General features: G+C 42.8%; 29 protein-coding genes, 3 tRNA genes and 1 riboswitch (1 of these 33 running past the window's edge). Of the genes, 5 read left to right on the forward strand and 27 right to left on the reverse strand.

Translation table 11 applies throughout. From position 1 onward, the window contains the following. The 7 genes from rpsR to orn form a co-directional block, all read right to left on the reverse strand. Positions 1–130, reverse strand: partial view of a 30S ribosomal protein S18 gene (gene rpsR, locus GDK41_RS15280; RefSeq protein ID WP_002962753.1) — the 5' portion only. It extends 98 nt beyond the left edge of the window; only the first 130 of its 228 coding nucleotides appear in the window; its start codon is at positions 128–130; its stop codon lies off the left edge, out of view. An 11-nt stretch (positions 131–141) separates the two neighbouring features. Further along, positions 142–468 (reverse strand): primosomal replication protein N, encoded by a 327-nt coding sequence (gene priB / locus GDK41_RS15285; protein WP_152087217.1) that lies wholly within the window; start codon positions 466–468, stop codon positions 142–144. A gap of 32 nt (positions 469–500) precedes the next feature. Further along, complete coding sequence (rpsF, locus tag GDK41_RS15290) at positions 501–842, reverse strand: 30S ribosomal protein S6 (RefSeq protein ID WP_070986357.1); 342 nt, start codon at positions 840–842, stop codon at positions 501–503. Positions 843–1,026: 184 nt separating this feature from the next. Beyond that, positions 1,027–1,102: transfer RNA gene (locus GDK41_RS15295), tRNA-Gly, on the reverse strand. A 166-nt stretch (positions 1,103–1,268) separates the two neighbouring features. After that, positions 1,269–1,344: transfer RNA gene (locus tag GDK41_RS15300), tRNA-Gly, on the reverse strand. A 166-nt stretch (positions 1,345–1,510) separates the two neighbouring features. After that, a tRNA-Gly gene (locus tag GDK41_RS15305) sits at positions 1,511–1,586 on the reverse strand. Positions 1,587–1,686: 100 nt separating this feature from the next. Beyond that, complete coding sequence (gene orn / locus GDK41_RS15310) at positions 1,687–2,232, reverse strand: oligoribonuclease (RefSeq protein ID WP_152087218.1); 546 nt, start codon at positions 2,230–2,232, stop codon at positions 1,687–1,689. Between the two features lie 204 nt (positions 2,233–2,436). Between orn and rsgA the strand changes: the two genes are divergently transcribed. Together rsgA and asd are read left to right on the forward strand one after the other, a co-directional pair. Continuing rightward, a complete protein-coding gene (gene rsgA / locus GDK41_RS15315; protein WP_152087219.1) occupies positions 2,437–3,495 on the forward strand; it encodes a small ribosomal subunit biogenesis GTPase RsgA in 1,059 nt (352 codons plus the stop codon). A 42-nt stretch (positions 3,496–3,537) separates the two neighbouring features. Next, complete coding sequence (gene asd / locus GDK41_RS15320) at positions 3,538–4,404, forward strand: archaetidylserine decarboxylase (protein ID WP_152087220.1); 867 nt, start codon at positions 3,538–3,540, stop codon at positions 4,402–4,404. A 59-nt stretch (positions 4,405–4,463) separates the two neighbouring features. Here the strand turns inward: asd and GDK41_RS15325 are convergent, their stop codons facing one another. From GDK41_RS15325 to GDK41_RS15360, 8 genes are all read right to left on the reverse strand, one after another. Beyond that, positions 4,464–5,204 carry a HesA/MoeB/ThiF family protein gene (locus GDK41_RS15325; RefSeq protein WP_152087221.1) on the reverse strand — a complete coding sequence of 247 codons (741 nt, stop codon included), beginning with the start codon at positions 5,202–5,204 and terminating at the stop codon, positions 4,464–4,466. Positions 5,205–5,206: 2 nt separating this feature from the next. Then, complete coding sequence (thiD, locus tag GDK41_RS15330; protein ID WP_152087222.1) at positions 5,207–6,727, reverse strand: bifunctional hydroxymethylpyrimidine kinase/phosphomethylpyrimidine kinase; 1,521 nt, start codon at positions 6,725–6,727, stop codon at positions 5,207–5,209. Positions 6,728–6,748: 21 nt separating this feature from the next. After that, positions 6,749–7,543 (reverse strand): thiazole synthase, encoded by a 795-nt coding sequence (locus tag GDK41_RS15335; protein WP_152087223.1) that lies wholly within the window; start codon positions 7,541–7,543, stop codon positions 6,749–6,751. 3 nt (positions 7,544–7,546) lie between these two features. Continuing rightward, positions 7,547–7,741, reverse strand: coding sequence for a sulfur carrier protein ThiS (gene thiS, locus GDK41_RS15340; RefSeq protein WP_152087224.1), 195 nt, complete (start codon positions 7,739–7,741; stop codon positions 7,547–7,549). Beyond that, positions 7,738–8,763, reverse strand: a complete 1,026-nt coding sequence (locus tag GDK41_RS15345) for an FAD-dependent oxidoreductase (protein WP_152087225.1) — start codon at positions 8,761–8,763, stop codon at positions 7,738–7,740. The genes thiS and GDK41_RS15345 overlap by 4 nt, the downstream gene beginning before the upstream one ends. A 102-nt stretch (positions 8,764–8,865) precedes the next feature. After that, entirely contained in the window at positions 8,866–10,818 is a 1,953-nt protein-coding gene (thiC, locus tag GDK41_RS15350; protein WP_152087226.1) for a phosphomethylpyrimidine synthase ThiC, read from the reverse strand. A gap of 121 nt (positions 10,819–10,939) precedes the next feature. Beyond that, positions 10,940–11,039, reverse strand: a riboswitch (TPP riboswitch). A 29-nt stretch (positions 11,040–11,068) separates the two neighbouring features. Further along, positions 11,069–11,416: an META domain-containing protein gene (locus tag GDK41_RS15355; RefSeq protein ID WP_232056475.1), complete on the reverse strand. Its 348-nt coding sequence runs from the start codon at positions 11,414–11,416 to the stop codon at positions 11,069–11,071. A 156-nt stretch (positions 11,417–11,572) separates the two neighbouring features. Beyond that, positions 11,573–11,962, reverse strand: a complete 390-nt coding sequence (locus GDK41_RS15360; protein ID WP_152087228.1) for an acyl-CoA thioesterase — start codon at positions 11,960–11,962, stop codon at positions 11,573–11,575. A 127-nt stretch (positions 11,963–12,089) separates the two neighbouring features. Here GDK41_RS15360 and GDK41_RS15365 point away from each other — a divergent pair, with 127 nt between their 5' ends. Next, positions 12,090–14,165: a TonB-dependent receptor gene (locus GDK41_RS15365; protein ID WP_152087229.1), complete on the forward strand. Its 2,076-nt coding sequence runs from the start codon at positions 12,090–12,092 to the stop codon at positions 14,163–14,165. 221 nt (positions 14,166–14,386) lie between these two features. On the opposite strand, the gene speD is transcribed toward GDK41_RS15365, so the two are convergent. From speD to rpe, 11 genes are all read right to left on the reverse strand, one after another. After that, positions 14,387–15,196: an adenosylmethionine decarboxylase gene (gene speD, locus GDK41_RS15370; RefSeq protein WP_152087230.1), complete on the reverse strand. Its 810-nt coding sequence runs from the start codon at positions 15,194–15,196 to the stop codon at positions 14,387–14,389. Positions 15,197–15,281: 85 nt separating this feature from the next. Beyond that, entirely contained in the window at positions 15,282–15,695 is a 414-nt protein-coding gene (locus GDK41_RS15375) for an OsmC family protein (RefSeq protein ID WP_152087231.1), read from the reverse strand. 74 nt (positions 15,696–15,769) lie between these two features. After that, the gene (locus tag GDK41_RS15380; RefSeq protein WP_105166728.1) at positions 15,770–16,105 is read right to left on the reverse strand and encodes a DUF3802 family protein; all 336 of its coding nucleotides are present in this window, start codon (positions 16,103–16,105) and stop codon (positions 15,770–15,772) included. A 181-nt stretch (positions 16,106–16,286) separates the two neighbouring features. Further along, positions 16,287–17,759, reverse strand: coding sequence for a succinylglutamate-semialdehyde dehydrogenase (gene astD / locus GDK41_RS15385; RefSeq protein WP_152087232.1), 1,473 nt, complete (start codon positions 17,757–17,759; stop codon positions 16,287–16,289). Between the two features lie 16 nt (positions 17,760–17,775). Then, positions 17,776–18,792: an arginine N-succinyltransferase gene (astA, locus tag GDK41_RS15390; protein ID WP_152087233.1), complete on the reverse strand. Its 1,017-nt coding sequence runs from the start codon at positions 18,790–18,792 to the stop codon at positions 17,776–17,778. Positions 18,793–18,862: 70 nt separating this feature from the next. Further along, entirely contained in the window at positions 18,863–20,074 is a 1,212-nt protein-coding gene (locus GDK41_RS15395; protein WP_152087234.1) for an aspartate aminotransferase family protein, read from the reverse strand. 308 nt (positions 20,075–20,382) lie between these two features. Continuing rightward, positions 20,383–21,558 carry an HDOD domain-containing protein gene (locus GDK41_RS15400; protein WP_152087235.1) on the reverse strand — a complete coding sequence of 392 codons (1,176 nt, stop codon included), beginning with the start codon at positions 21,556–21,558 and terminating at the stop codon, positions 20,383–20,385. A gap of 38 nt (positions 21,559–21,596) precedes the next feature. Continuing rightward, complete coding sequence (locus GDK41_RS15405; protein ID WP_152087236.1) at positions 21,597–22,178, reverse strand: anthranilate synthase component II; 582 nt, start codon at positions 22,176–22,178, stop codon at positions 21,597–21,599. 54 nt (positions 22,179–22,232) lie between these two features. After that, positions 22,233–23,237 (reverse strand): tryptophan--tRNA ligase, encoded by a 1,005-nt coding sequence (trpS, locus tag GDK41_RS15410; RefSeq protein WP_152087237.1) that lies wholly within the window; start codon positions 23,235–23,237, stop codon positions 22,233–22,235. Positions 23,238–23,262: 25 nt separating this feature from the next. Continuing rightward, entirely contained in the window at positions 23,263–23,928 is a 666-nt protein-coding gene (locus GDK41_RS15415) for an HAD family hydrolase (RefSeq protein WP_152087238.1), read from the reverse strand. Between the two features lie 3 nt (positions 23,929–23,931). Further along, a complete protein-coding gene (rpe, locus tag GDK41_RS15420; protein WP_152087239.1) occupies positions 23,932–24,612 on the reverse strand; it encodes a ribulose-phosphate 3-epimerase in 681 nt (226 codons plus the stop codon). A 197-nt stretch (positions 24,613–24,809) separates the two neighbouring features. On the opposite strand from rpe, the gene GDK41_RS15425 reads away from it, so the two are divergent. Beyond that, positions 24,810–25,112 carry a hypothetical protein gene (locus GDK41_RS15425; protein ID WP_232056476.1) on the forward strand — a complete coding sequence of 101 codons (303 nt, stop codon included), beginning with the start codon at positions 24,810–24,812 and terminating at the stop codon, positions 25,110–25,112. Between the two features lie 5 nt (positions 25,113–25,117). After that, the gene (locus tag GDK41_RS15430) at positions 25,118–25,297 is read left to right on the forward strand and encodes a DUF2970 domain-containing protein (RefSeq protein WP_152087240.1); all 180 of its coding nucleotides are present in this window, start codon (positions 25,118–25,120) and stop codon (positions 25,295–25,297) included. On the opposite strand, the gene GDK41_RS15435 is transcribed toward GDK41_RS15430, so the two are convergent. After that, positions 25,282–26,133 carry a Dam family site-specific DNA-(adenine-N6)-methyltransferase gene (locus GDK41_RS15435; RefSeq protein WP_152087241.1) on the reverse strand — a complete coding sequence of 284 codons (852 nt, stop codon included), beginning with the start codon at positions 26,131–26,133 and terminating at the stop codon, positions 25,282–25,284. The two genes, GDK41_RS15430 and GDK41_RS15435, sit on opposite strands and share 16 nt — an antisense overlap. Between the last annotated feature and the right edge of the window lie 43 nt (positions 26,134–26,176).

Genomic DNA, 26,176 nt, shown 5'->3' on the forward strand with positions numbered 1-26,176 from the left:
TACGGCTAGGTACGATTTTGCCACTTTCTGTTACATAGTTTCTAAGAGTAGCGAGATCTTTGTAATCGATTTGTTGTACGCCTTCCGCTTTAAAACGGCAGAACTTACGACGTCTGAAATAACGTGCCATGAGTAATTTCCTCAATTAATTCTTTCAATATGTTGTGCGTGTAGTACCAGTTGACTCAAACCATTTCGGTTCTCGTGACGGTTTAAAAAACCTCTAACTTGTACTGCTTGCCCAACGTATAAATGCTGTGTTTGAGACTGGAACTGTTTCCCACTGGCGACCACTTGAAGACGGACATAACTATGACGGTTAAGATCTGCCTCTACTTGCATTGATTTGTGCTCAAGCACAAAAATACAATGTGGTATACCTGCTGGGCTTTGATTAAATTTGGGTGTTTTACAAATCACGCCCGAAAGCACATATTGATTTGTATACAGGTCAGCCTGTTGTTGCACCGCAAACCCTCAATGTCCAGAATCAATAACGATTAAGCAGTAGCTGCTTCTTTTTTCTCTTCTCTTACAAGAGGAGATGCTTCAGTTACAGCAGTTTTAGTACGCATAACTAAGTTACGTAGTACTGCATCGTTGTAGCGGAAAGAAGTCTCAAGCTCGTTGATTACTTCAGTTGGTGCTTCAACGTTCATAAGAACATAGTGTGCTTTGTGAAGCTTTTCGATTGGGTATGCCAATTGACGACGGCCCCAGTCTTCTAAACGGTGGATAGTACCGCCAGCTTCAGTGATAGAACCAGTATAACGCTCGATCATACCAGGTACTTGCTCACTTTGATCTGGGTGAACCATGAATACGATTTCGTAATGACGCATGGATATTCCTTACGGTTAATATAGCCTTTTCCCGTTTCGGCCAGTCGGGTGAAGGCAAGGAACTAAATGTGATAGCCGAAAGAGCGCGTATTTTACGTAGAGTTGGATTATTAAGCAATTAAAATTTTTGATATGAAGTAGGAATTTTAAAAAGAATTGATAAACAAGAGATTTGTTTTGGGATTGGAGCGGCACACGAGGTTCGAACTCGTGACCTCGACCTTGGCAAGGTCGCGCTCTACCAGCTGAGCTAGTGCCGCATTCCAGATTAGCCCGAGTTTTCCGCTGTGCGAGACCTAAAGGTCGCGTATAACGTTTTAACAGCTGAGCTACTGCTGCATTTCAGATTTGCCCGAACATTATCGTTAGATATTAAACTAACTAATTTGCTACTGAGCTAAGTCTCACTTGATAGTACTGAAAGGTTGGAGCGGCACACGAGGTTCGAACTCGTGACCTCGACCTTGGCAAGGTCGCGCTCTACCAGCTGAGCTAGTGCCGCATTCCAGATTAGCTCAAGTTTTCCGCTGTGCGAGACCTAAAGGTCGCGTATAACGTTTTAGCAGCTGAGCTAGTGCTGCATTTCAGATTTGCCCGAACATTATCGTTAGATATTAAACTAACTAATTTGCTACTGAGCTAAGTCTCATTTAATAGTACAGAAAGATTGGAGCGGCACACGAGGTTCGAACTCGTGACCTCGACCTTGGCAAGGTCGCGCTCTACCAGCTGAGCTAGTGCCGCATACAATTCTTCTAAGCTTTAGATTAAAAAACCCCGCAAGGCTTCTCGTCTTAAGCGGGGCAGGATTCTACAACATAGAAAATGCTTTGCAAGTATTTTTTTAAATATTGAAAAACTTTTCTTGGTAGATTTTCAGCTCCATAATGGAATCTTTGATGTCGTCCAGCGCTAAGTGTGAACTTTTCTTTTTCACTTCATCCAACAACTCTGGTTTCCAACGGCGAGCCAACTCTTTTACCGTACTAACATCAAGGTTACGGTAGTGAAAGTATGCCTCAAGTTCAGGCATATACTTATTTAGAAAGCGCCTATCTTGGCCAATCGAGTTGCCACACATTGGTGACTTAGCCGGAGGTAACCAACCTTTTAAAAAGTCTAGCGTTTGTTTGACTGCATCTTCTTCTGTAAATTTACTTGCTTTACAGCGTGCAGTAAGCCCTGAACGGCCATGTTGGTTGGTACACCACTCATCCATATTATCCAGCAACTCATCACTTTGATGAATGGCAATAACAGGGCCTTCAGCCAATATGTTCAAATCACAGTCGGTTATTACTGTGGCGATTTCGAGGATTTTATCTGTCTTCGGTTCTAGCCCCGTCATTTCGAGGTCAAGCCAGATCAAGTTAGATTCATTAAACGACATAGACTACCTTAGCGGTACTTTCCTTTAGATCCAATGCAATTAGATATATCATATTAGCTTCACCAGTTGACCTAAAGCTTTTTTTTAAAAAGCGGGGCATTTAATTGAGTTATAGACCAATTACATGCAGCTCACAAAACAAACAGTACAGGAATAGGCTAATTTAAACAAATTATCTTATTTTTGGCCGGTAGACCAAAAAATATGGCAAAAAAGAAAAAACTAAGTAAAGGCCAATCCAGACGGATCAGTGCCAATCACCAAAAGCGTTTGCATAAAGCAAAACAGCAAGAGGCTAACCAACAAGAAACCGCTTGGCAAAGCGATAACTTAGGAGCTATAGAGCCTGCCGTAGTGATCAGCCGTTTTGGCCAACACGCAGATATTGAAACATCACAAGGCGACATACTGCGTTGCAATATTAGGCGCACCATAAAAAGCTTGGTGTGCGGTGACGAAGTATTTTTCCGTCGCGCCAAGGTTAGCGATGGTGACTTAGCAGGTGTCATTGAGACCACCGAAGAGCGCCGTTCTCAATTAACGCGCCCTGATTTTTATGATGGCGTTAAAGTTGTTGCAGCCAACATTGATCAAATATTAATGGTATCTGCCGTACTGCCTGAGTTTACTCCCCATATAATTGACCGCTATCTGGTGGCCTGTGAGGACATGGGCATAGAGCCTATTCTCGTTCTCAATAAAGTCGATTTACTCGATGATGAAAGCCGACAATACATAGATGAAGTTTTAGATATATACCGAGAGCTCGGCTATCAAGTACTGTTAGTGAGTAACAAAACGGGTGAAGGTATTGATGTTTTGAAACAAACACTCGCAGGAAAAAACAATATCTTCGTCGGTCAATCAGGTGTTGGCAAATCAACTTTGGTTAATACCGTGCTACCTAATGCGGAAATTCTAACGAAAGAAGTGTCAGAAAATAGTGGTTTGGGGCAACATACAACAACGGTGTCTCGACTCCACCACTTGCCCAGTGGCGGCAATTTAATCGACTCCCCCGGGATCCGAGAGTTTGGTCTATGGCATTTAGAAGTTGAGCGCGTTACATGGTGCTTTAAAGAATTTAGAGCGTTTATTGGTGGTTGCCGTTTTAGGGATTGTAAACACCTGAATGACCCAGGATGCCTATTGGTAGAAGCAGTAAACGAAGGTAAGATCAGTGAATTGCGCTTTGATAGCTACCATCGCATACTTGAATCCATGGCAGATGGCAGAGCAGGCGCTCGCGCTCCTCGTGTTTAATTTTATGCTACTATCAGCAAAATTTTTTAGGAAAATAAAAAAGTGAACTTGGATAAATTTAAAATTGCCATGCAATATGCGCTGCCTAAACATGGGCTGTCGCGACTCGTTGGGAAACTCGCAGCAGCAGAAGCCGGCGCACTTACAACGCAATTAATTAAATTATTTATCAAGCAATACAAAATTGATATGAGCGAGGCGCTTCACGAAAACCCCGCCCATTACAAAACTTTTAATGAGTTTTTTACCCGTCCCTTAAAGCCGGGTATCCGCCCTCTCGCTGAAGATAATAATATTATTGCCCATCCGGTTGATGGCGCAATTAGCCAGTTAGGCGATGTTGTTGATGGTCAGATCATTCAAGCGAAGGGTCATGACTATAGTTTACAGACACTTTTAGGTGGTAAAGAAGAAGACTTTTTACCGTTTAGCGGCGGCAAGTTTGCGACTATTTACCTAGCCCCAAAAGATTATCATCGCATTCACATGCCGATAGATGGCACACTTAAGCGCATGATTTACGTGCCTGGTGACTTATTCTCGGTAAACCCGTTGACCGCACAGAATGTACCAAATTTATTTGCACGTAACGAACGTGTGGTTGCCATCTTTGATACCGAAATAGGCCCTCTGGCAATGGTATTGGTTGGTGCTACAATCGTTGCTAGTATTGAAACAATTTGGGCAGGCACTGTTACGCCACCAGCGGGGAAAGATGTGTTTAGTTGGGATTACCCAGCGACAGGTACTAATGCTATTACCTTGAAAAAAGGGGAAGAAATGGGCCGCTTTAAACTGGGCTCCACCGTGATCTTAGCGTGGGGTGCTAACCAAGCTGAGTTTTTGGAAAGTGAGCAACCGGAAACAGTGACACGCATGGGCACGGCGTTTGCCACCATAAACTCATAACGCAACTTTCCTAATAAGGGCTAATATAATTCATTGGCCCTTATACAATGAAACTCAACTTAAGCGCATACCGCACAGCGACAGTCTTTGCCGACTTTCCAAATATTCTGGCTTAATGTTAAACCATCAACACTGGCAAAAAAACTGCCATTGTGATGGCCTAAAATTGTATTCATTGCCAACAGCGCTTGCTGGGCACCAATTACCCCCAGAAGCGGGCTTAACACACCAAAATTATCACAGTTTGGATACTCAACTTTGTCGTTACTTGGAAAAATACAAGCATAACAAGGTCCACTTTCTCGAAAATCAAAGCACATGATTTGACCAGACGTTGCCATCGCAGCGCCAGAGATCAGCACTTTTTTATGTGTCATACAGTAACGGTTTAACAAATAACGGGTCTCGAAGTTGTCGCTACAATCAAGCACGATATCGGCATTTTTTAGCACAGCTTCCACATTGTCAGAGGTCAGTTTGGTACACACCGGATTGAGCCCAATGCTGTTATTAAGACTCGCCAACACTTTACTTGCAGCTTGGCTTTTTCGTTGCCCTATATGACTGACTTTATACAAAATCTGCCTTTGTAAATTCGACAACTCAACTTCATCATCATCAATAAAAGTGAGTGTACCTGCGCCACTGGCTGCCAAATAAAATAGTGCGGGGCTGCCCAAACCTCCACAGCCAACCACTGCTATGTGGCTACTTTTGAGCTTGAGCTGCCCTTGCTCTCCCACTTCTTTGAGTAACAAGTGACGGCTGTACCTCAGCCGCTCTTTATCATCTAACGCCATTGTTATGCACTCTTTAAACACGCTTGCAGCTGCTCGATTGCTTTGACATGGTTATCAGACTCAGTGATCGCCCTCACCACTGCAATACTGCCTACGCCTGTTTTTACCACTTCAGAGGCCACTGACAAATCAATTCCCCCAATTGCTACCGTTGGATAATGCTCAGCCATTAAAGGCACAAAGTGTGACAGTTTTTCTAAGCCTTGGATCTGCCCAGTCATATCTTTGGTGGCCGTTGGGTAAATCGCGCCAAATGCAAGGTAACTAGGTCGATAATTATGTGCTCTGAGCATTTCGTAAAAACCGTGCGTAGACACACCGAGTCTAAGCCCAGCTTCCTGAATGGCTTTTAAATTGGCTTCACTGAGATCTTCTTGTCCCAAGTGAACACCATAAGCACCATACTTAATCGCTAATTGCCAGTAGTCATTAATAAATACACGCGCTTGGTATTTTCGGCCTAAAGTAATGGCCGTCTGAATCTCGGCTTCAAGCGTCTCGGAGTCGGCATTTTTAACCCTAAGCTGTACTGTCTGTACACCTGCCAATAAACACTTTTCAACCCAATCAACACTATCAACAACGGCATAAAGACCGAGTTCACCACCGGTGTCAGCGAAACCCGCTGCAAAGTTAAATGGATTGGGCTGTGCAAAATCCAGCTCATCTGCAAGCCAACTGCCCGCTTCTATCACTTGTGGATAATACGCTAAGTTGGTAGGAAAACCTGTTTGTGCAACGGGGCCAATGCCTTCACCATAGCGAATTGCTTCATGCAAGCCTTGATTTATATAGGCTTTCGCCAATATAAAAGCGTCTTTTAATGGGTAACCTTTTGCTAAACACGCAGCGATCGCAGACGATAAACTACAGCCCGTACCATGCGTATGTGGGGTATTTATCGCTTCATTCCCAAGCCAATACTCTTGCCCTTGCCAAAGACAAAAGTCTACACAGTACCCTTTCGGATAATCCCAATGCCCGCCCTTTACTACGACAGATTTCACCCCCATTTCAACTAACTTTTGCGCAGCCTCTCGAACTGCATCAGGGCCTATTAAATACACCCCTGTTAAAAGCTGAATTTCATGGGTATTGGGTGTTATCACATCAACAAGCGGTAGCAAGTGTGTTTTTAGTGCATCAACCGTGTCTTCTTCAGTTAACTTATCGCCACTGGTTGCAATTGCAACCGGGTCATACACAACTATCGGAGGTTGCCCCCACTTTTGCTTATAGTGGTTAAGATGCTCAGCGATGAGTTGAATTTGCTGAACATTGGCCAACATACCAATTTTTATTACATGTGCAGGCATGTCTGTTGCCAAAGCTTGCAGTTGTGATTCGATGACATCTGTTGCCACCGAATTAATCGCCTCAACGCCGAGGCTATTTTGAGCAGTTAATGCGGTAATGGCCGTGCAAGCGTGCACGCCAAAGCTTTGCATCGCTTTTATATCCGCTTGAATACCAGCACCGCCACCCGAGTCTGATCCTGCAATACTCCAAACTACCTGTGCCATTTCAGACTCCTCATTTATTTGTTAGTTACTTTGATGCCAAAACGGCATACCCATCGTGGGTGTTGAAGGTGCTGCAACCTCTTTTTCAGGCATAGCTTGTGCAACATAGGCCGCGCGCCCTGCTCGTACTGCATGGTTAAATGCATTGGCCATTTTTACCGGACACCCTGCGCCCGCAATCGCCGAATTTAGTAATACCGCATCGTAGCCAATTTCAAGCGCTTGACAGGCATGTGAAGGTAAACCAAGTCCAGCATCAACAATAAGTGTCATATCTGGCAAACGCTGACGGATCATCGATAAATTATATGGGTTTAACAAGCCTTTACCAGTACCAATAGGTGCTCCCCAAGGCATTAATACTTCACACCCCAATGCGGCTAAACGCTGACACAATACTAAATCATCGGTACAGTAAGGGAGCACTTTAAAACCATCTTGTAACAGTATTTCCGTTGCCTCTAAAAGCGCAACCGGATCTGGTTGCAAATTATATTCGTCTCCAATCAACTCTAGTTTGATCCAATTCGTAGCGAATACTTCTCTGCACATCTGTGCCAATGTTACCGCCTCTTTAACGCTGTGGCATCCTGCTGTATTTGGAAGCACAGTCAACCCGGTATCTTTGATCAGTTGCCAAAAATCGCCCCCTGCAGAGACCGTGTTTTGACGGCGTAAAGACACCGTCACAATTTGCGATTGTGAGGCACAGATAGCTTCTTGCATAATCTGTGGGGATGGGTACAACGCAGAGCCAATCAACAAACGACTCTCAAAGCTTTCTCCATAAATATTAAGTGGTTTATCAGCTTTCATAACTTACCCACCTTGAATGGGTGATAGCAACTCTATACTATCCCCTTCACTCAATATCGTTGATTGGCACTGACTGCGTGGCACAAACTGACCATTTAAAGCCACTGCATAGGGCTCTTTTGCATCCGTTGCACTGATAAAAGCTTGCAGGCTTTGTGCATTACACTCCATCACCTGACCATTAAATGTTATTTTCACAATAACTCCTTACTAAGCGCTTGCTTAACTACCGCAGGGGCAAGCAAATAACCATGACGGTACAAGCCGTTAATGCTGATCACATTGCCCTTAACTGACACTTGTGGTCGATTGTCACTAAAAGCAGGTCTAAGTCCCGCCTTAATTGCCATAACGCGCGCTTCTGCAAAGCCACTATGAACTGTATAGGCCGCAGATAATAACTCTAAGGTTGAACGTACCGTTATTGGCCCATCATCTTGCGATTCAATTTCTGTTGCTCCAATCACAAACTCATTGTTCGGTTTTGGGGCAACATAAATAGGATAGCGAGGGTGCATCAGCCGCACAGGCCGATTAAGCACTACCTCTGGTGCATACACTCGTACCACTTCGCCTCGTACGCCACGTAAACCAGCAAGCTGCTTTTTAGCACCAATACCTCGACAGTCAATGATCCAATCAAATACCTGTCCATTAACTTGCGCTCTGCTGCGCTCATCATGCTGTACCTCTACAGACTGACCAAAGTAAAACTGACACTCTGTTTGTTTAAGATGCTCAAAACTGGCCTTATAAAAGGCCTGATTGTCTAACTGCCCTTCACTTGGCAAGTAGATCCCTTGGTGAAAACGTCCTGCCAGCTCAGGCTCAAGCTGGGCAATTTCTTGACTAAACACATGTTGTGCTTGATGCCCAGCGAGCGGTTTTAAGCGTTGCTCAAAGCTACGCAAATCACCCATATCTTGTTGATGTGCAACAATAAGCGTGCCTGTCTGTTGGTACATGACAGGCAAAGCAAGGGGTGCAAGTAACTTTGGCCATAATGCCATGGCTTCAACGCCAAGCGCGGCAATATCAACCTCACAGATAACTGACTCTGCCATCGGGGCAAGCATTGCCGCGGCAAGGGCCCCAGCACCATTGTTATCTGGCGTTTGCGCCGTTTCAAAAATGCTCAGTTGATATTGTTCATGCAGCATCAATGCAGCAATCCGACCCACTAGACCAAACCCGAGTATCGCTACCTTCGGCTTTTTCATGCTAACCATCTACCATATGCAATTGTTAGTTAAAAGGTGATGCCACATAAAGGCCACATCACCCAATTCACTTAGTGCACAGCGCACCAAGTACAAATAACCTTAAATTGCTTTGTGATACAGCTCAGAGCCTGATTGCTTGAACTCTTCAGACTTGGCTTGCATCTGGGCTTCTACATCGACCATTTTGATCTCAATTGCATCACCCACGTTATTTGGATCAATTCCTTTTGCTTCAAGATCTTTGGCATAATCCCGAACCTCTTGCGTGATCTTCATTGAACAGAATTTAGGACCACACATAGAGCAAAAATGCGCAACTTTACCTGATTCTTGCGGTAAGGTCTCATCGTGATATTCACGGGCACGCTCGGGGTCAAGACCTAAATTAAATTGGTCGTGCCAGCGGAATTCAAAACGTGCTTTTGACAAGGCATTATCACGGACTTGCGCGCCAGGGTGGCCTTTTGCTAAATCTGCTGCATGAGCCGCGATTTTATAGGTGATCAAGCCTTCTTTTACGTCTTCTTTATTTGGTAAGCCTAAATGCTCTTTGGGTGTCACATAACACAGCATCGCACAGCCATACCACGCAATTTGTGCCGCCCCAATACCCGATGTGAAATGGTCGTAACCTGGAGCAATATCGGTAGTCAGTGGGCCAAGGGTATAAAATGGCGCTTCATGACAGTGCTCTAACTGCTCTTTCATGTTTTGTTCAATCATGTGCATTGGTACGTGACCTGGGCCTTCGATGAATACTTGCACATCATGCTTCCAAGCAAGCTTGGTTAGCTCACCCAATGTACGTAATTCAGAGAACTGAGCTTCATCGTTCGCATCAGCAATTGACCCTGGACGTAAGCCATCCCCAAGCGAGAAGCACACATCGTATTGCTTCATGATCTCGCAGATATCTTCAAAGTGAGTGTATAGGAAGTTTTCTTTGTGGTGTGCCAAACACCATTTTGCCATGATCGAGCCACCACGAGAGACAATACCTGTCACGCGTTTTGCGGTCATGGGCACATAGCGTAGCAGTACACCCGCATGAATCGTAAAGTAGTCAACCCCCTGTTCCGCTTGTTCAATAAGCGTATCTCGGAAAATTTCCCACGTGAGATCTTCAGCAACACCATTAACTTTTTCAAGCGCTTGGTAAATTGGTACGGTACCGATTGGCACCGGAGAGTTACGCACTACCCATTCACGGGTTTCGTGAATGTATCGACCCGTCGACAAGTCCATCACCGTATCGGCCCCCCAGCGCGTAGACCAAACCAGCTTTTCTACTTCTTCTTCAATAGACGACGTAACCGAAGAATTACCAATATTGGCGTTTACTTTTACTAAAAAGTTACGGCCAACAATCATCGGTTCAGATTCTGGGTGATTAATATTGTTTGGTAAAATAGCGCGACCACGGGCTATTTCATCACGCACAAATTCAGGGGTAATAAACTCTGGAATTGAAGCCCCAAAAGATTGCCCTTTATGCTGCTGAGCGAGGATCTCTTCTTTGAGCTTAGCACGCCCCATATTCTCACGAATAGCAACATATTCCATTTCTGGGGTCACTATCCCTTGTCGCGCGTAGTGCATTTGCGTAACATTTTTACCCGCTTTTGCACGACGGATTTTGGGTAAGTGTTCAAAACGAATATGGTCCAGTCCCTCATCCGCCATGCGCTGTTGAGAAAATTTAGATGTAACCGAGTCAAGCCATTCAGTATCATCGCGCGCGTCAATCCACTCTTTACGCAACTTGGGTAAGCCCTCACGCACATTCAATTTAAAGTCGGGATCTGTATATGGACCAGATGTGTCGTATACCCGAACGGGTTCGTTTTTTTCATAAACAGGGTTATCTTCTGTGCCACCTACAAAACTATCTGATAGGGTGATCTCACGCATACCAACGCGCACACCAGCGTGCTCACCCTCTACGTATACTTTATGAGAACTAGGAAAAGGTTGACCTGTGAGGTTATAAATAAACTCAGATGCCGCGGCACGTGTTTCACGGCGAGATGGTTTGCTACTATTGTTTGACATGACTTGCCTCATTGTTATTTAAGGGGTCTTGTCAGATCTCCAAAAGGAGCGAGATGAGGTTAGCCTCAGATGATCGAGTTTTATGTAATATAAAACTTTGCAGCCTACAAACGTTGATTTGTAATACAGGCAGCTTGTTCCCTACGCAGGTTTTAACCTGATCAGGTTCACGGATCCCGCAAAATGCGATCTCAGCCCAAAGGGCACTCCGACAAGTAACGAATTGGCAACGAGTGTACTGGAGAAGAAGTTAACCTGCAACTTGAAAACGTAACTCAGGTTGACCTTTTAAAATAAGTGAGTTTTCAATCATTAATATAGGTACTCCACGTTTTAGCATGTTAAGCAGCATCTGTTCTTGCTGGTTGGTGTTTTCATCGCAGAGTTTGCGTGTCATCCCCATATGAGACACTGTCAGGGCACTATTACTGACTACCCCTTCGCCAAAAAATCGATTACATCCGCCGTTGCCGGCAACCTGCATTGCTTCTATGAACTCGATAGAAACGGGGTTACTGCCAACTAACTTGCCATCAATATGAGTCAGCTGCCATTTGGTATATTTAAGCTGTGTATCACCCACTTTTACAGTTGCCATACAGCCAGCTAAAAGTGCGCTAATCACGCAAGATAAAATAAAGGATTTCATGTCACATTATTGTTTACTAAACTCGTATAATTATACACATTTAACGGGATTTAGCGGCAATAAATAGCCATTTTGAATCAAAAAAGCGAATTTTTAACGCTATTTTTAAGAAAACAAACTCTCTATTTCCTTACATGGGAACGGACGTCCTTTTTCATTAACAGATGTACCTGTTACTGCAGCATCTAACATGAGCTTTTCATCTGACTTTCTAATCAATTTTTGTACAAAAACAAACTTCAGCTTGCTTTGTTGTTGTATTTCAACTTGCACATAAAACTCATCACCGGGCTTCAATGAAGCTTTAAAGTTCATTTCTGAGCGGATCACCACAAGGTTAATTTTTTCTTGAGCCAGTGCGGCAAAATCAACCCCTTTAGAGTGCAAAAATTCATGTCTCGCATGTTCTAAATAGTTAAAATAGACCCCATTGTTTACAATGCCCTGTAAATCACATTCATAATCACGAACCTTAAAATCTACGCTAAATACCACTTACGTCCCTCTAAACAAAGTAATCAGTTAATAATTGACAAGTTATATCATATTTAAGCGCTATTTAGGTTTTAACCTAGCAGCCATTTGCTAAAATGTGCGCAACTTCAACGATAACAACCAAACTATGAATTCAAAATACTCTCTACTCAGTGCGACGATAATATCCCTACTTTCTTATCCTGCCACAGCCAATGAAGCGGCGATTGAAACCATTGAGGTCACGGGCGACTTTAAAAGAGAAAATATTCAAACCCTAAGTGCTAGTGCTGTAGTTATGGGTGATGATGCTATCACCGCTCGGGGCGCAAATCACCTAGAGCAAATGCTAAATAGTGCAGCCAATACAAACTTTACAGCAGGCGCATCACGTGGACGCTTTGTCCAGATCCGAGGTATCGGACTTCGCTCTCAGTTTGTAGACCCCATTCATCCAAGTGTTGGTATGTTAGTAGACAATATCGATTACTCTGGCTTAGGCGGTAGCGCAATACTCTTTGATGCTGAGCAAGTCGCTGTGTATCGTGGACCTCAAGGCACACGCTTTGGAGCGGATGCCATGGCCGGGATGATAGATGTGAAGACTCAAGCTGCAACTGGCGATCCTGCCTTGAATCTCAAGCTTGGTATCGGTAACCACCAAAGTAAAGAAGCCGGTATTGCGATCGGTGGAGCAGTAACTGAAAGTACTGCAGCTCGAGGGAGTTATTACTTGCAGCAATCTGATGGCTATACAGACAACATCTATTTAAACTCCAACACGCAAAAGTTAGATGAACAGGTTGCCAGAGTAAAACTACATACTAATTGGAATAACTCACTCAGTACTGAGTTTGTTGCCCACCACATCAATATTGGTAATGGTTACGATGCGTTTTCGCTCTATAACAACCGCCAAAGTAGCGCTGATCAACCCGGTCAGGATGCACAACAGAGCAATGCTTTTGCGCTGACCACTCACTATACTGGTGCGCCACTGTTTGACGTATCGGTGTTGATCAGTCGCTTAGGTGGTGACACGCTGTACAGCTATGATGAAGATTGGACCTGCAATGACGTTACACGTCCTACGGTGTGTGCTGCAGGCCTTCATCCTGATGGCTACAGCTCTACAGACTCTTATCAGCGAGAGCATGAAAGAGGCACATTTGAGCTCACTTTTTCAGATAAACAAGAAAACTGGGTCGGCGGCCTTTCAGCTAAACGTAAGCAAGTTGAACTTACTCGTGTATATACTTGGCAAAACCAAGACTTTAACTCTCACTACGATGTCAGTCATCTAGCATTCTTTGGTCAGAAAATCACACACTTGTCTGACAAAACAGAGCTCATAACTGGACTGCGTGCAGAGCATTACAACACTGACTACTATGATACGAATGCCATTAATGGCGATACCAAGGATTGGATGTGGGGGGCAAAAGTAGCTCTAGAACACTATGTGGTGCCAAGAACGATGATATATACCAGCCTATCGCGAGGGTACAAAATTGGTGGTATCAATGGAGAGGCACTAGCGAGGGCCAAAGATGAAAATCTAACTGTCCAAACAACACAATATAACTTTGCACCTGAATACTTATGGAACGCTGAATTTGGTGTTAAAGGCAGTTCTGAAGACAATCGCCATACCGTTAGAGTCAGTGCTTTTTATATGCACAGAGACGATATGCAGGTTAAACGTTCTTTAGAGTTTGACCGAAAGTTTTTAGAGTTTATCGATAATGCATCAAAAGGCAGAAACTACGGTATCGAGGTAGAGGGTCAATTTCAGTATAACGACCGCTTAAACCTTAACTACAGTGTTGGCTATCTAGATACTAAAGTAGAGGGTGAATTTACTAACCTAAATTTAGATGGTCGAGAGCAAGCTCAAGCTCCAAAATACCAATATTCTTTCGGGGCGAATTATTTTATAACAGAGCAATTAGTTGCGACACTGTCTTTTGATGGTAAGGATGATTACTACCATTCTATAAACCACGATGCTAAAGCAGACAGTAGCAACTTAATCAATGCAAGCTTAAGCTACTATGCCGAGCAATGGTCTCTCACTGCATGGGGCAGAAACTTGGCCGATAAAGACATTGCGGTTCGTGGTTTTAGCTTCCCAAATAATCCATTGAACGGCTATACAACTCAAACCTACGTGCAATATGGTGAGCCTCGCGTTGTAGGATTAACATTTAAATATGAAATCTAAACAAAAGTGATAAAAAAAGCGCTTCATAGAGCGCTTTTTTTATAAACCAATATTGAAGTTATACCAATTGCATTAAATTGGTGATCAGATATTGCGACAGATAAATGACTTAGTAACAAGGCAAATATTTCACTATGTAGTTATTCTACATGAGAAATATTTAACGCAGTTAATGAGTTATTTAGCTCGCTAGAATGATCAATGTATTAATAAAATTGGTATTAATCAACCTCTGGCAGGTTACGCCCATAAAATACTTCTTGTATTTCACGATTCAAACGAGCGCGGATCTCAGCTTCTTCGTCTTCACTCAGATCGTCCGTGGTGATACCAAACAAATAGGTATTTAAATCCGTCTCTTTTAACATCATCTTAGTGTGGAACAAGTTTTCTTGATACACATTCACATCCAGCATTTGATACGCTTCTTTTGTATCTTCTGTCATATAATTCTGAATTGAATGAATAGCATGATCTATGTAATGTTTCACACCTGTAACGTCACGAGTAAATCCACGAACACGGTAATCAATAGTAACAACATCTGATTCCAAAGAGTGGATCAAGAAATTAAGTGCTTTAAGTGGCGAAATAATACCACATGTTGACACTTCAATATCTGCGCGGAACGTACAAATTCCATCATTCGGGTGCGCTTCCGGGTAAGTATGCACGCAAATGTGGCTCTTATCTAAGTGCGCAACAACAGACTCAGGTAACGGCCCTGGGGTTTCATTGCTATCGAAAGTCTGTTGTTCAACAGGCTCTTCGGATACCAAAATAGTTACACTTGCCCCTTGCGGCTCGTAATCTTGACGCGCAATATTCAATACGTTTGCACCAATAATATCAACAACGTCTTTTAAAATATCAGTTAAACGATCAGCGCTATATTGCTCATCAATATACTCTAAATATTCTTTACGTTGTTGTTCTGTTTTGGCGTAACAGATATCGTAAATGCTAAAGCTTAAACTCTTCGTTAAGTTGTTAAAGCCATGGAGTTTAATTTTATCAAAGGGCTTGTTCACGATAGGCCAACCTTCAAACTATAAATCTGCGTAGCAGAACCAAAAGTTCGCGGATTTTATACGAAAATCACGCTATGAAAAAGGGTTATTTTCCCTGACTTTCAACAACCTCATGGCTGTGAGTAATTTCTACTGATTTATCAAGCATTAATGCAACCGAACAGTACTTTTCTGCTGAAAGTTGAACGGCACGAGCTAAGTGCTTTTCAGAGACATTTCGGCCCGTAACAACAAAGTGTAGATTCATTTTAGTAAAGACTCTAGGTGCACTTTCAGCTCGTTCACTAGAGAGCTTGACCTCTACACTGTCAAAGTCCTGTTTTGCTTTCTTTAAGATGCTCACCACATCAACTGAAGAGCAACATCCAGCCGACATTAATACCATTTCCATTGGACTTGGCGCAGCACTATCAGAACCTGCGTCAAATACTACGTTATGTCCCGACTCAGAGCGACCAATAAAGGTATCTCCTTCTACCCACTTTACATCTGCTTGCATAGTTACCTCTTAAGAAACAATAACACCGCCGATGGGCGGTGTTATTGTCGATCATCATTATTAAACGTAAGTCGTCAAACGGCCGAATCAAACATGTTTTTAACTAGACCGGCAAATTCTTCGATAAATTCTCGTTGCTCTACCGTAACACGTTGCTCGGTCACGCTAGAAAGCACTTCTTGTAAGTCATAAACAATGCCATCAACTTCTCGGACAATCAAGCTACGTTGCTCAGTTGTCAGCTCACTATGTTGCTCACAGATACGTATTACATTTTCTGCGATGACATCTTCAATTAATTCCATTACTTTAGGAGCGCCAGGCTTTATCTCGCCGGGTTTTTCAAACAAGGCTAAATTTTGCGTAAGATACATGACTAGTTCGTCATAACCTTGTTTATCTAAAACCATCTTTTACCCACCTACGACTTTAAACTCACCTGTTATTGATTTAAGCAGAAACTCACTGCTAATGCTACTTTTGTCGCTTAGCTGAATACAAAAAAAGCAGCCTAAGCTGCTTTTTATAAGAACAAAGTATTAACTTTATAAGCCGATAGACGAACAAAGCTAACCCTTTGTATGTTAAACCTTAATCAATATTAAGACCTGGGCTCAACGTACCTGGCAACGTTACTTTTTCAAGTTCAACTGAGGCAACTGGATATGCACAGTAATCAGCAGCATAGTAAGCACTTGCTCTGTGATTACCTGACGCGCCTATACCACCAAATGGTGCTGCGCTTGATGCACCCGTGATTGGTCTGTTCCAATTCACGATACCTGCACGAATACGACGAAGGAAGTGATCATAATCTGCTTCACTATCGCCAAGTAAGCCTGCAGATAAACCAAAACTGGTGTCATTGGCTTTTTCAATAGCTGCATCAAAATCGCTATAGCGGAACACTTTTAATAATGGACCAAAATGCTCCTCATCCGGAAAATCAGTAATATTTGAACACTCAATGATCCCCGGTGTAACAAATCCAGTTCCTGTTGTGTGGCTCAGTTCAATTAAAGACTCACCACCTAGCGATTGTAATTGCTTTTGAGCGGCAACCATACCCGCAGCGGCCGCTTCTGAGATCATTGAGCCCATAAACGGTTGCTCAGCGTCATCAAAGTTACCCACTTTGATAGCTTTTGTCGCACGGATAAGATGTTCTAGGATTGCATCGCCTTGTGCGTCAGCCGGTAAAAACAACTTACGAGCACAAGTACAGCGTTGGCCACTTGAAATAAATGCCGATTGAATAATGTCATGTACAACCGCTTTAGTGTCTGAGGCATCTTTAACAATTAGAGGGTTATTTCCACCCATTTCTAAAGCAAGTATTTTACCCGGTTGACCTGCATACTGCTCATGCAATAAATGGCCAGTACGAGACGACCCTGTAAAGAACAGACCATCAATACCTTTGTGAGATGCCAGTGCTTTACCTGTTTCCACCTCACCTTGAACTAGGTTTATAACCCCGGCAGGCAGACCCGCTTGTTGCCAAAGCTTTAAAGTTAACTCAGCAACATATGGAGTCAATTCTGATGGCTTAAAGATAACCGTATTACCCGCTAATAGCGCAGGAACAATATGGCCATTCGGCAAGTGACCAGGGAAGTTATAAGGGCCAAATACAGCAACTACCCCATGCGCTTTGTGACGAATAACCGCACGCCCCACCGGCATAGGATTTTCAACAGTTCCTGTTCTTTCATGATAAGCTTTTTCTGAAATCGCAATTTTACCCACCATTGCGCCCGCTTCTGTACGGGTCTCCCAAAGTGGTTTACCGGTTTCTTTTGCAATCGCTATCGCCAGTTCTTCCGCATTTTCTTTCAATGCGTCGGCAAAACGTTTTACTATTTCCAAGCGCGCAGCAAAATCTAAATCGCTCCAAGTATAAAAAGCATTTCGTGCAGCTTTAACAGCAGCGTCTACTTGCTCTGCCGTCGCAGAGTTTGCACGCCAGATCACCTCATTGTTTGCTGGGTTTACTGATTTAAACTCGCTGCCAAGGCCTGCAGCCCATTCACCGTTTATCAGTTGAGCAGGATGTGTTGTCATAATTAATACCTACAAATTAAAGTGTTGCGATGCTAACTGAGTCACCACTAACAATGTTCAAAGCACTTGCTAATTCAGCCGAAATAACGATTTCATCACTAGCTGGATCAACTTGAAGTTCGGCAACTGTTGCCCGATAACCCGCAAGTTTATCATTTGCGACCATGACAGGGGAACCGCCTTGTGGTTGGCCAATGGTGACTTGCTTGTGTTGTACCGAGCGAACCGTACGAATGTTATCCACTTTGGCTTCCACGGTTGGGCCAGCATCAAAAATATCGACATAACCATTGAAGGTGAACCCTTCACTTTTTAGTAGCTCGATAGCAGGTCGGGTATTATTGTGCACTTGACCAATCACAGCTTGCGCGTCTTTACTCAGCAAATTCACATAAATCGGGTACTTAGGCATTAACTCAGCAATAAAAACTTTCTGTCCAATGCCAGTCAAATAATCTGCCGTTGGAAAGTCCATTGAAAAGAAATGCTCTTCTAACCATTGCCAAAATGGGCTTTTGCCATTTTCATCAGACACCCCACGCATTTCTGCAATCACCGTATCTGCAAAACGGTGCTGATGTTGCTTTATGAACATAAAACGTGACTTAGATAGCAGTTTTCCGTTTAGACCTTTGCGATAGCCATCTTTCAAAAATAATGTACACAGCTCAGTCGCTCCCGTGTAGTCATTACATAAAGTCAAGATATCCACAGCTTTATATACATCTAAAGTACGTGACGAGTGGATCACCTTACTTAGGTGGTAGTGATAGAAAGCATCATCTAAACCAACCGCAGCTTCGATTGCGCTAGTACCAACAACCTCTCCGGTTTCGTTGTCTTCGAGTACAAAAAGGTAACCTTCATCAAAAGGAATATCTGTCTCTTTCAAAAACGAAGCCTCTGAGCGGGCAATTTTATTTTGTAATAACTCTTCATTCACAGGAAGTGAAGTAAAGCCATGCCCCGATTCATGGGCAATATTTAAAAGCGCAGCATAGTCGCTTTTTTGGATTGGGCGAAGGATCATCATGAGCCCGCTTACTCCTCAATTATAAACCTAGACGGTAAATTAAGGCTCACAAAAGTGAGCCTTGCCAAGATTAATCGTTATTTGCTACCACACTAGCAACCGCTTTTTCAAAGCGTGCCATGCCTTCACGAATGTCAGCTTCAGGGATCACAAGAGATGGAGTAAAGCGCACGACATCAGCACCAGCAACTAGTGACATAACGCCTTCTTTAATACCTGCCACCAAAAACTCTTTAGCACGGCCTTTGTATTTATCTGCCATTACGCCACCTAATAATAGGCCTTTGCCTCTCACTTCGCTAAATACTTTATATTTGTCGTTGATTTCGTTTAACAGCTCACGGAACAGTGCTTCTCTGATTTTTACGCCTTCTAGCACCTCTGCACTATTAACGGTATCAAACGCTGCTTCAGCAACAGCACATGCTAACGGGTTGCCACCATACGTAGAGCCATGCGTACCAACTTTTAAGTGCTTCGCAATATCAGTTGTGGTGATCATTGCCCCAATAGGAAAGCCACCGCCAAGCGCTTTCGCGGTAGTCAAGATATCAGGTGTTACACCTAAACCTTGATATGCATAAAGATCACCGGTACGACCAACACCTGTTTGTACTTCATCGAAGATTAATAGCGCATTATGCTTAGTACAAAGCTCACGAACCCCTTTCACAAAATCTGCGTCAGGAGAAATGATACCGCCTTCACCTTGCAATGGTTCCATCATCACAGCACAAGTGCTGTCTGAAATTAGCGCTTCAAAAGCAGCTAAATCATTGTAGTCACAATGAACGATATCACCTGGCTTTGGACCAAAACCATCAGAGTAAGCAGCCTGACCACCCACAGTTACAGTAAAGAATGTACGACCGTGGAAACCTTTGTTAAAAGAAATAATCTGTGATTTATGCTCGCCATGGTTATCTAAAGCAAAGCGACGTGCTAGCTTCAATGCCGCTTCGTTTGCTTCAGCGCCCGAATTTGCAAAATAAACTTTATCTGCAAATGTAGCGTCAACTAGCTTTTTAGCTAAACGTAATGCTGGTTCGTTAGTCATTACATTAGATAAATGCCAAATTTTTTCGCCTTGCTCTTTAAGAGCAGAGACTAACGCTGGGTGACAATGCCCTAAGCAGTTAACTGCAATACCACCTGCAAAGTCGATGTATTCATGGCCTTCTTGATCCCATACGCGAGATCCCTCACCCTTTACTGGAATAACAGCAGAAGGTGCATAATTAGGCACCATTACTTGATCGAACAATTCACGATTAATAGTCATTTTAACTCCTCATTGATTTGAGTAGGGCACCGTTGAAAAGGCGTGATGAAGCCTTTACTTATTACACTGGGCGTAATAAAAAATATCACTTGGTGCAAAATTCATTCACTTATTATTTCAGAAAAAAAGCTGAAAGTCTCATAGAAAACTTTCATAGAGCCCTTGATATTCAAGGGATTGAGATAATTTTGCATGACCGGTGAATAACTATTTGAACAAAAAAAACGATAGAGCACTGCCGCAGGGTGTAGAGCCCTGCCCTGCAATTTCTCGGTTGAATGATTAGTCGTAAAAAATTTGTGTGAATATTACAAAATAGTCAACTGCATGCCGTGGAATGAGCACGTAGCGAGCACTTTTTGTTCCTCTTTCGTTAACCCTAAGTAAGAAAACCAAAGTGATGTTTCATCTTCCTCAATAAAATGGTTTTCTTTTAATAATAAATAAAGCGCATATCCATGAGCCTTTTTCAGAACCACGGTAAGCGGTAAAGGATCGCTTAATTTTTTATTCGAGTTTGGTAGATAAGTAGCCGCAAACTCTTCCATCGCAGCATTGAAGGGTAAGTAACGAAACGCCATTTTCTCGACTATTTGCTGCGTAACCGAGGCCGAGTGCTCTAGCAAAAGATTACGTAAAAATAGCGGATCAGGGGAAAGCTCAAGTAAGGCTGTATGAAGATCCTTATGGCCTTTATTTCTTGCCTTTAATACACGGTCTTGCCATACAGCCTCATAACTCCTTAAGTATAAACGAGTTAATGCTGCTTTACCTATATCTAGCATCATTCCTAACGTGTAGGCATGTTGCTCTTTTGCACCATTAAGCTCTGCAAGCACTTTTGCCGCTAAAGCTGTCGCCATACTCAACTCCCTTAACTTGCGCTTTAACAGTTGAAATGGCTCAGTTGAGTGAGGTAACCAATGACGCATTGCATAGGTCGGGATGACCCACTGTAAATTTTCAAGTCCCAGATACCGAAGTGCTAACGCTGGCGTATCGACTTTGACCGTAGTGCCCATCGTACTTTTTTTACGGTACTGCGGCATATTAACTAGGGACACAAGCTCTCGTCCCAACCATGATAAGTCATTAACCAGAGGTTCAAGTCGGCCTACCGAAGCAGACTTAACGGCCAACAAATCGAAAATAGCAGGTACACCATCTTCAATACCCATTACTTCATAGTACAAACAATCAATATCATTGATCTGCTTTGCAATGCTCGTTTCTATGGCTTGATGAATATGTTCGCTGGCTTTAGCAATATATTTGTGGTGACTGGTGCTGCTTTCTTTGCGCTTTGCGGATGCAGCAATTTCGACTTCTAGCAAGGTTCTCTGCGGTACCTTTTCGCCAAGGTTCATCTCCAAAGTATGAATGTATCCAAGCTGCTTCTGAGCAAAACTATGACTAATCAGCAAATCATGGGCACGCTCACATAGTGCCTGTGCCATCCTTAAGTCTAAATTTTTCTCAGTCATAAGCCCACTTATACTAAACCATTTACATTACCGAAAGATTAGAAGCGACGAATAAAGTTATCAAGTAAGTTCAAGCCATGTTGCGTTAAAATGGCTTCAGGATGGAACTGTACTCCCTCCAACGCCAGATCAGTATGGCACATTCCCATAATCTCATCCACATTCGACGCACTGGTTTGCGTCCAAGCAGTAACTTCCAAACACTCGGGAAGAGTCTGTTTATCGACTACAAGTGAGTGATATCGACAAACTGTTAAGGGGTCTGGTAGTCCTTCAAACACCCCCTTTGCGGTGTGTTTTATCTGAGATGTCTTGCCATGCATTACGGTATGCGCTCTTATCACTTTTGCACCCAGAGCTTGGGCAATAGCTTGATGCCCTAGACAAATTCCCAATATGGGAATCACTCCTTTGAATTGCTCAATAACAGATAAAGAAATTCCCGCTTCGTTTGGAGAGCATGGCCCTGGAGAGATCACGATATGCTCAGGGTTTAGCGCTTTTATTTCAGCTAAACTAATTGCATCATTGCGCTTTACTAAAACTTCTTGATCCAAACGTTGGAAATACTGCACTAAGTTATAAGTAAATGAGTCATAGTTATCGATCATTAATAACATAGAAATTTCCATAAAAAAGCCAGGCCTATGCCTGGCTAACTGCTATATGTCAGTTTACGGGCGAGGAATAAACCCTACCGCATCATAAACTGCTTTTAATGTTTTCTCAGCTCTTGCGCTCGCCTTTTCAGCACCTTGTTTCATGATACTATCAAGTAACGTTTGATCTTCACGGATCACCTTAAAGCGCTGCTGGATAGGTTCAATCATTGCAACCACGGCATCGGCAGTATCTTTTTTCAAGTGACCATACATTTTATCTTCATATTCAGGTACTAGCTGCTCAATAGAACGCTTTGTTGCAACTGACAGCAAAGTAAGTAAATTAGACACACCCGGTTTTTCATCACGATCAAAATAAATACGTGCCTGTTCGTCTGAGTCTGTCACCGCTTTTTTCAGCTTTTTCTCAATTTTCTTCGGCTCATCCAAAAGCATAATAAACGCATTTGGGTTGTCATCTGACTTAGACATTTTTTTCAACGGATCTTGAAGACTCATCACGCGAGCCCCAAGCTCAGGTATGTATGGCTCTGGAATTTTAAATACATCACCATAAAGATTATTAAAACGCGTAGCGATATCTCTAGTCAGCTCTAAATGCTGCTTCTGATCTTCACCAACAGGTACTTGATCTGCTTGGTATAGTAAAATATCTGCAGCCTGTAACACCGGATATGCAAACAATCCTACATTCACGTTATTAGCATGCTTTGACGACTTATCTTTAAACTGCGTCATACGGTTGAGCTCACCCATTTGTGCATAACAGTTTAAAACCCATCCAAGTTGAGCATGCTCAGGCACTTGAGATTGCACAAATAAAGCGGCTTTGTCTGGATCGATACCGCATGCTGTGTAAAGCGCGATACCGTCTAACACGCGTTCACGCAAAGCCTGTGGGTCTTGTCGAACGGTGATAGCATGTAAGTCAACCAGCATAAAGAAACTTTCATGATCTTCTTGTAAGTTAAGCCACTGGTTAATGGCGCCTACATAATTGCCTATCGTCATACCACCGGTTGGCTGAATGCCACTTAACACTACTGGTTTAGTCATGATGTTCCTTTATTAAAATATTGTATTATCGCTGAGTTAAAATAGGGATTATATCTAAGAAATTGTCACAGAGGTACTGCGGATTATAATCTTGCAAATTTACCCCTTGATGATAACCGTAGGTTAATGCCACTGCGTCAATATTAGCGTTTTGCGCAGCTAAGATATCACTCTTTGAATCACCGACCATTATCACTTCAGATGGTTTTAATTCCATTAGTTCACAAGCTTTGATTAAAGGCGCTGCAGCTGGTTTCTTGAGCCCATCATCTCCACAAACAACAGCATCAAAATACGCACTGAGCTTTAATTGTTCTAAAAGGGGCTCTGTGAACACTCTGTCTTTATTGGTGATCAGTGCCTTTGAAAAGCTGCTTAGTGACGCTAGGCCTATTTCAACATTTGGATAGAGGTTTGCATATTGCCCAGCTAGTTGCGCATAGTGCTCCCTAAAAGTCGCCGTTGCAAGGTCAATTAATGTTTGAGGCAGCTCAGGGTTAAGATCCATACCACCACTCAAACCACGCTTGACCAGCATATCAATGCCATTACCAACCCATGAGCACACTTGTGCATAGCTCACAATAGGAAACGCAACCTCGGTCAAAGTGAGATTCAGTGCGGTGTACATATCTTGAGCACTGTTTACCAGCGTTCCATCCAAATCAAATAAGACTCCTTTGTAACGCATTACCTATCTTACCTTCGCTAATTCTTCACGCATTTGCGTTATCACAGCTTTATAGTCTGGCTGATTAAAGATTGCAGAACCTGCTACAAACATGTCAGCGCCCGCAGCAGCAATTTGTGAGATATTATCAACTTTTACACCGCCATCGACTTCTAAGCGAATATCTTTGCCACTTTGATCAATCAAGGTTCTAACCTGCCTCAGCTTATCTAGTGTATGGGGAATAAAACTCTGTCCACCAAAACCTGGGTTAACCGACATCAACAAAATAACATCTAGCTTATCCATTACGTGGTCTAAATAGTGCAGTGGCGTAGCAGGGTTAAAAACTAAACCAGCTTGACAACCATTGTCTCGGATCAGACTAATTGTTCGATCAATATGCTCACTTGCTTCAGGGTGAAAGGTAATAATGTTAGCGCCCGCTTTTGCAAAATCCGGAATAAGTGAATCCACAGGCTTTACCATTAAATGTACATCAATTGGCGCATTAATACCGTAGTCTCTCAGAGCCTTACAGACCATAGGTCCAAATGTTAAATTAGGAACATAATGGTTATCCATTACATCAAAATGAACAACATCAGCACCCGCCTCAATCACTTTCTCTACATCCTCACCTAACCGCGCTAAGTCAGCAGACAAAATAGACGGTGCGATTAAATAGTCTAATTTTTTTTGCACAATAAAACCTCTGTTACTCGGTATTTTTAACACTACTTTACCGCATTTTAGGTAAGCGACACAGTGCTATGCTCTCTCAAATTAAGAACTATTCACTTTTTCTCCATTGCATCGGCGGTAAGCCTAATTTTTAGTTTGTTTAGTGAACAATTATTGTGTATTATTTGATGACAACCGTTAGGGTGAGGAGTAACACTATGGCTATGTTAGGTCAGTCGAAAACACGGATGCTTGTACTAAGTTCAGTTATGGTTATGTTAGCAGGCATTACATTCCATGACGAAGCTGCAATGGCACTAACCAAATTTGAGAATTGTACTTGTAAAACCACACAAAATAATGCACCGCAATTGTGTGGATCAGATTCTGATATCAATTGGTACTCATGGTTTATGGGTGAAAGTGGCAGTGCTCAATTTCATTACCTCGATCTATTGGAGCTTTTGTTGGGCTCTGGTAAGCAAAGCGATAGCGGCTTCACATCTAATTCTAGCATCTAATCACCATGAAGTTACTTCGAGTATTGCAAAGCGTTTTAGCGGCACTGTTCGGCGTGCAAAGTGAGCAAAAGTACCATGACGATTTTAGTAAGCCTGAGGTTGCTCCCTACTTAGTCGTCGGTATCATCTTGGTTGCAGCGCTAGTCGTTACTTTAGCCTTATTTGTCAATTACCTCGCACAATGACCTGTGTGCTTATGATACATAGCCATTAGCTCATTCACCTTATTTCTTCCAGCCCCCTTTGGACTGATAGTACGCTTAACCTGAATAACGTCTAAATGTGCCTGACTATATATTTTTCGCGTCCAAACTGTATCGTGGTTGGAAATAAGTACGGGTGTCCTATGCTCGAATGCGGTTTGCTCCGCTAAATTAGCAAGGTTCGCTTGATCATCTAAATCAAACCCACCCTTCGCGTAAGACGTAAATGAAGCAGTCTTACTTAAGGGAACATATGGAGGGTCGCAATATACAACAGCATTATTGGGGATGTTACGAAAAACATCGGTATAACTTTTACAAGTAAAAGTGGCTCTTTGCGCCTTACAAGCAAAAGCGTATAACTCTTTTTCGGGGAAATATGGACGTTTGTATTTTCCAAAGGGAACATTAAAAATGCCCTTCAAATTATATCTACACAACCCATTATAACCATGACGATTCATGTACAAAAATAAAATCGCACGCTCATAAATGTCTACACTCTCATTAAACTGTAAACGGTATGCGTAGTACGCATCAGGATGATTGTTTAGCTCAACAAACAGTTTCTTTGCGTCACTTACAAATTCTTCAGGCTGACGCTTAAGCTCGTTGTATAAATTGATCAAGTCTGCATTGATATCATTTAAATAATAATATTTAAAGTTAGTATTGAGAAATACCGACCCTGCACCAACAAACGGCTCAACTAACGTGTCTGCATCTTGACTTGCAGCCTTTAAGCGGCGGGCAATATCTTCAACCAAACTGTATTTTCCACCAGCCCATTTCAGGAAGGCGCGAGTCTTTTGCTGCATGTTGATTCTATTTATAAAAAATGTGGGCCGATTTTACACTAAA

The organism is Pseudoalteromonas sp. A25 (assembly GCF_009176705.1).
Lineage (GTDB): Bacteria > Pseudomonadota > Gammaproteobacteria > Enterobacterales > Alteromonadaceae > Pseudoalteromonas.

Excerpts from the sequence above, each read along its gene's own strand:
- GDK41_RS15325 (WP_152087221.1), bottom strand. The coding sequence starts at position 5,204 with ATGGCGTTAGATGATAAAGAGCGGCTGAGGTACAGCCGTCACTTGTTA.
- GDK41_RS15430 (WP_152087240.1), top strand. The coding sequence starts at position 25,118 with ATGAAGTTACTTCGAGTATTGCAAAGCGTTTTAGCGGCACTGTTCGGC.
- GDK41_RS15365 (WP_152087229.1), top strand. The coding sequence starts at position 12,090 with ATGAATTCAAAATACTCTCTACTCAGTGCGACGATAATATCCCTACTT.
- GDK41_RS15415 (WP_152087238.1), bottom strand. The coding sequence starts at position 23,928 with ATGCGTTACAAAGGAGTCTTATTTGATTTGGATGGAACGCTGGTAAAC.
- GDK41_RS15425 (WP_232056476.1), top strand. The coding sequence starts at position 24,810 with ATGGCTATGTTAGGTCAGTCGAAAACACGGATGCTTGTACTAAGTTCA.
- GDK41_RS15400 (WP_152087235.1), bottom strand. The coding sequence starts at position 21,558 with ATGACTGAGAAAAATTTAGACTTAAGGATGGCACAGGCACTATGTGAG.
- astD (WP_152087232.1), bottom strand. The coding sequence starts at position 17,759 with ATGACAACACATCCTGCTCAACTGATAAACGGTGAATGGGCTGCAGGC.
- astA (WP_152087233.1), bottom strand. The coding sequence starts at position 18,792 with ATGATGATCCTTCGCCCAATCCAAAAAAGCGACTATGCTGCGCTTTTA.
- GDK41_RS15375 (WP_152087231.1), bottom strand. The coding sequence starts at position 15,695 with ATGCAAGCAGATGTAAAGTGGGTAGAAGGAGATACCTTTATTGGTCGC.
- orn (WP_152087218.1), bottom strand. The coding sequence starts at position 2,232 with ATGTCGTTTAATGAATCTAACTTGATCTGGCTTGACCTCGAAATGACG.
- GDK41_RS15435 (WP_152087241.1), bottom strand. The coding sequence starts at position 26,133 with ATGCAGCAAAAGACTCGCGCCTTCCTGAAATGGGCTGGTGGAAAATAC.
- GDK41_RS15405 (WP_152087236.1), bottom strand. The coding sequence starts at position 22,178 with ATGTTATTAATGATCGATAACTATGACTCATTTACTTATAACTTAGTG.
- GDK41_RS15380 (WP_105166728.1), bottom strand. The coding sequence starts at position 16,105 with ATGGTTTTAGATAAACAAGGTTATGACGAACTAGTCATGTATCTTACG.
- GDK41_RS15335 (WP_152087223.1), bottom strand. The coding sequence starts at position 7,543 with ATGAAAGCTGATAAACCACTTAATATTTATGGAGAAAGCTTTGAGAGT.
- thiD (WP_152087222.1), bottom strand. The coding sequence starts at position 6,727 with ATGGCACAGGTAGTTTGGAGTATTGCAGGATCAGACTCGGGTGGCGGT.
- rsgA (WP_152087219.1), top strand. The coding sequence starts at position 2,437 with ATGGCAAAAAAGAAAAAACTAAGTAAAGGCCAATCCAGACGGATCAGT.
- GDK41_RS15355 (WP_232056475.1), bottom strand. The coding sequence starts at position 11,416 with ATGGCAACTGTAAAAGTGGGTGATACACAGCTTAAATATACCAAATGG.
- thiC (WP_152087226.1), bottom strand. The coding sequence starts at position 10,818 with ATGTCAAACAATAGTAGCAAACCATCTCGCCGTGAAACACGTGCCGCG.
- rpsF (WP_070986357.1), bottom strand. The coding sequence starts at position 842 with ATGCGTCATTACGAAATCGTATTCATGGTTCACCCAGATCAAAGTGAG.
- GDK41_RS15345 (WP_152087225.1), bottom strand. The coding sequence starts at position 8,763 with ATGAAAAAGCCGAAGGTAGCGATACTCGGGTTTGGTCTAGTGGGTCGG.
- trpS (WP_152087237.1), bottom strand. The coding sequence starts at position 23,237 with ATGACTAAACCAGTAGTGTTAAGTGGCATTCAGCCAACCGGTGGTATG.
- GDK41_RS15395 (WP_152087234.1), bottom strand. The coding sequence starts at position 20,074 with ATGACTATTAATCGTGAATTGTTCGATCAAGTAATGGTGCCTAATTAT.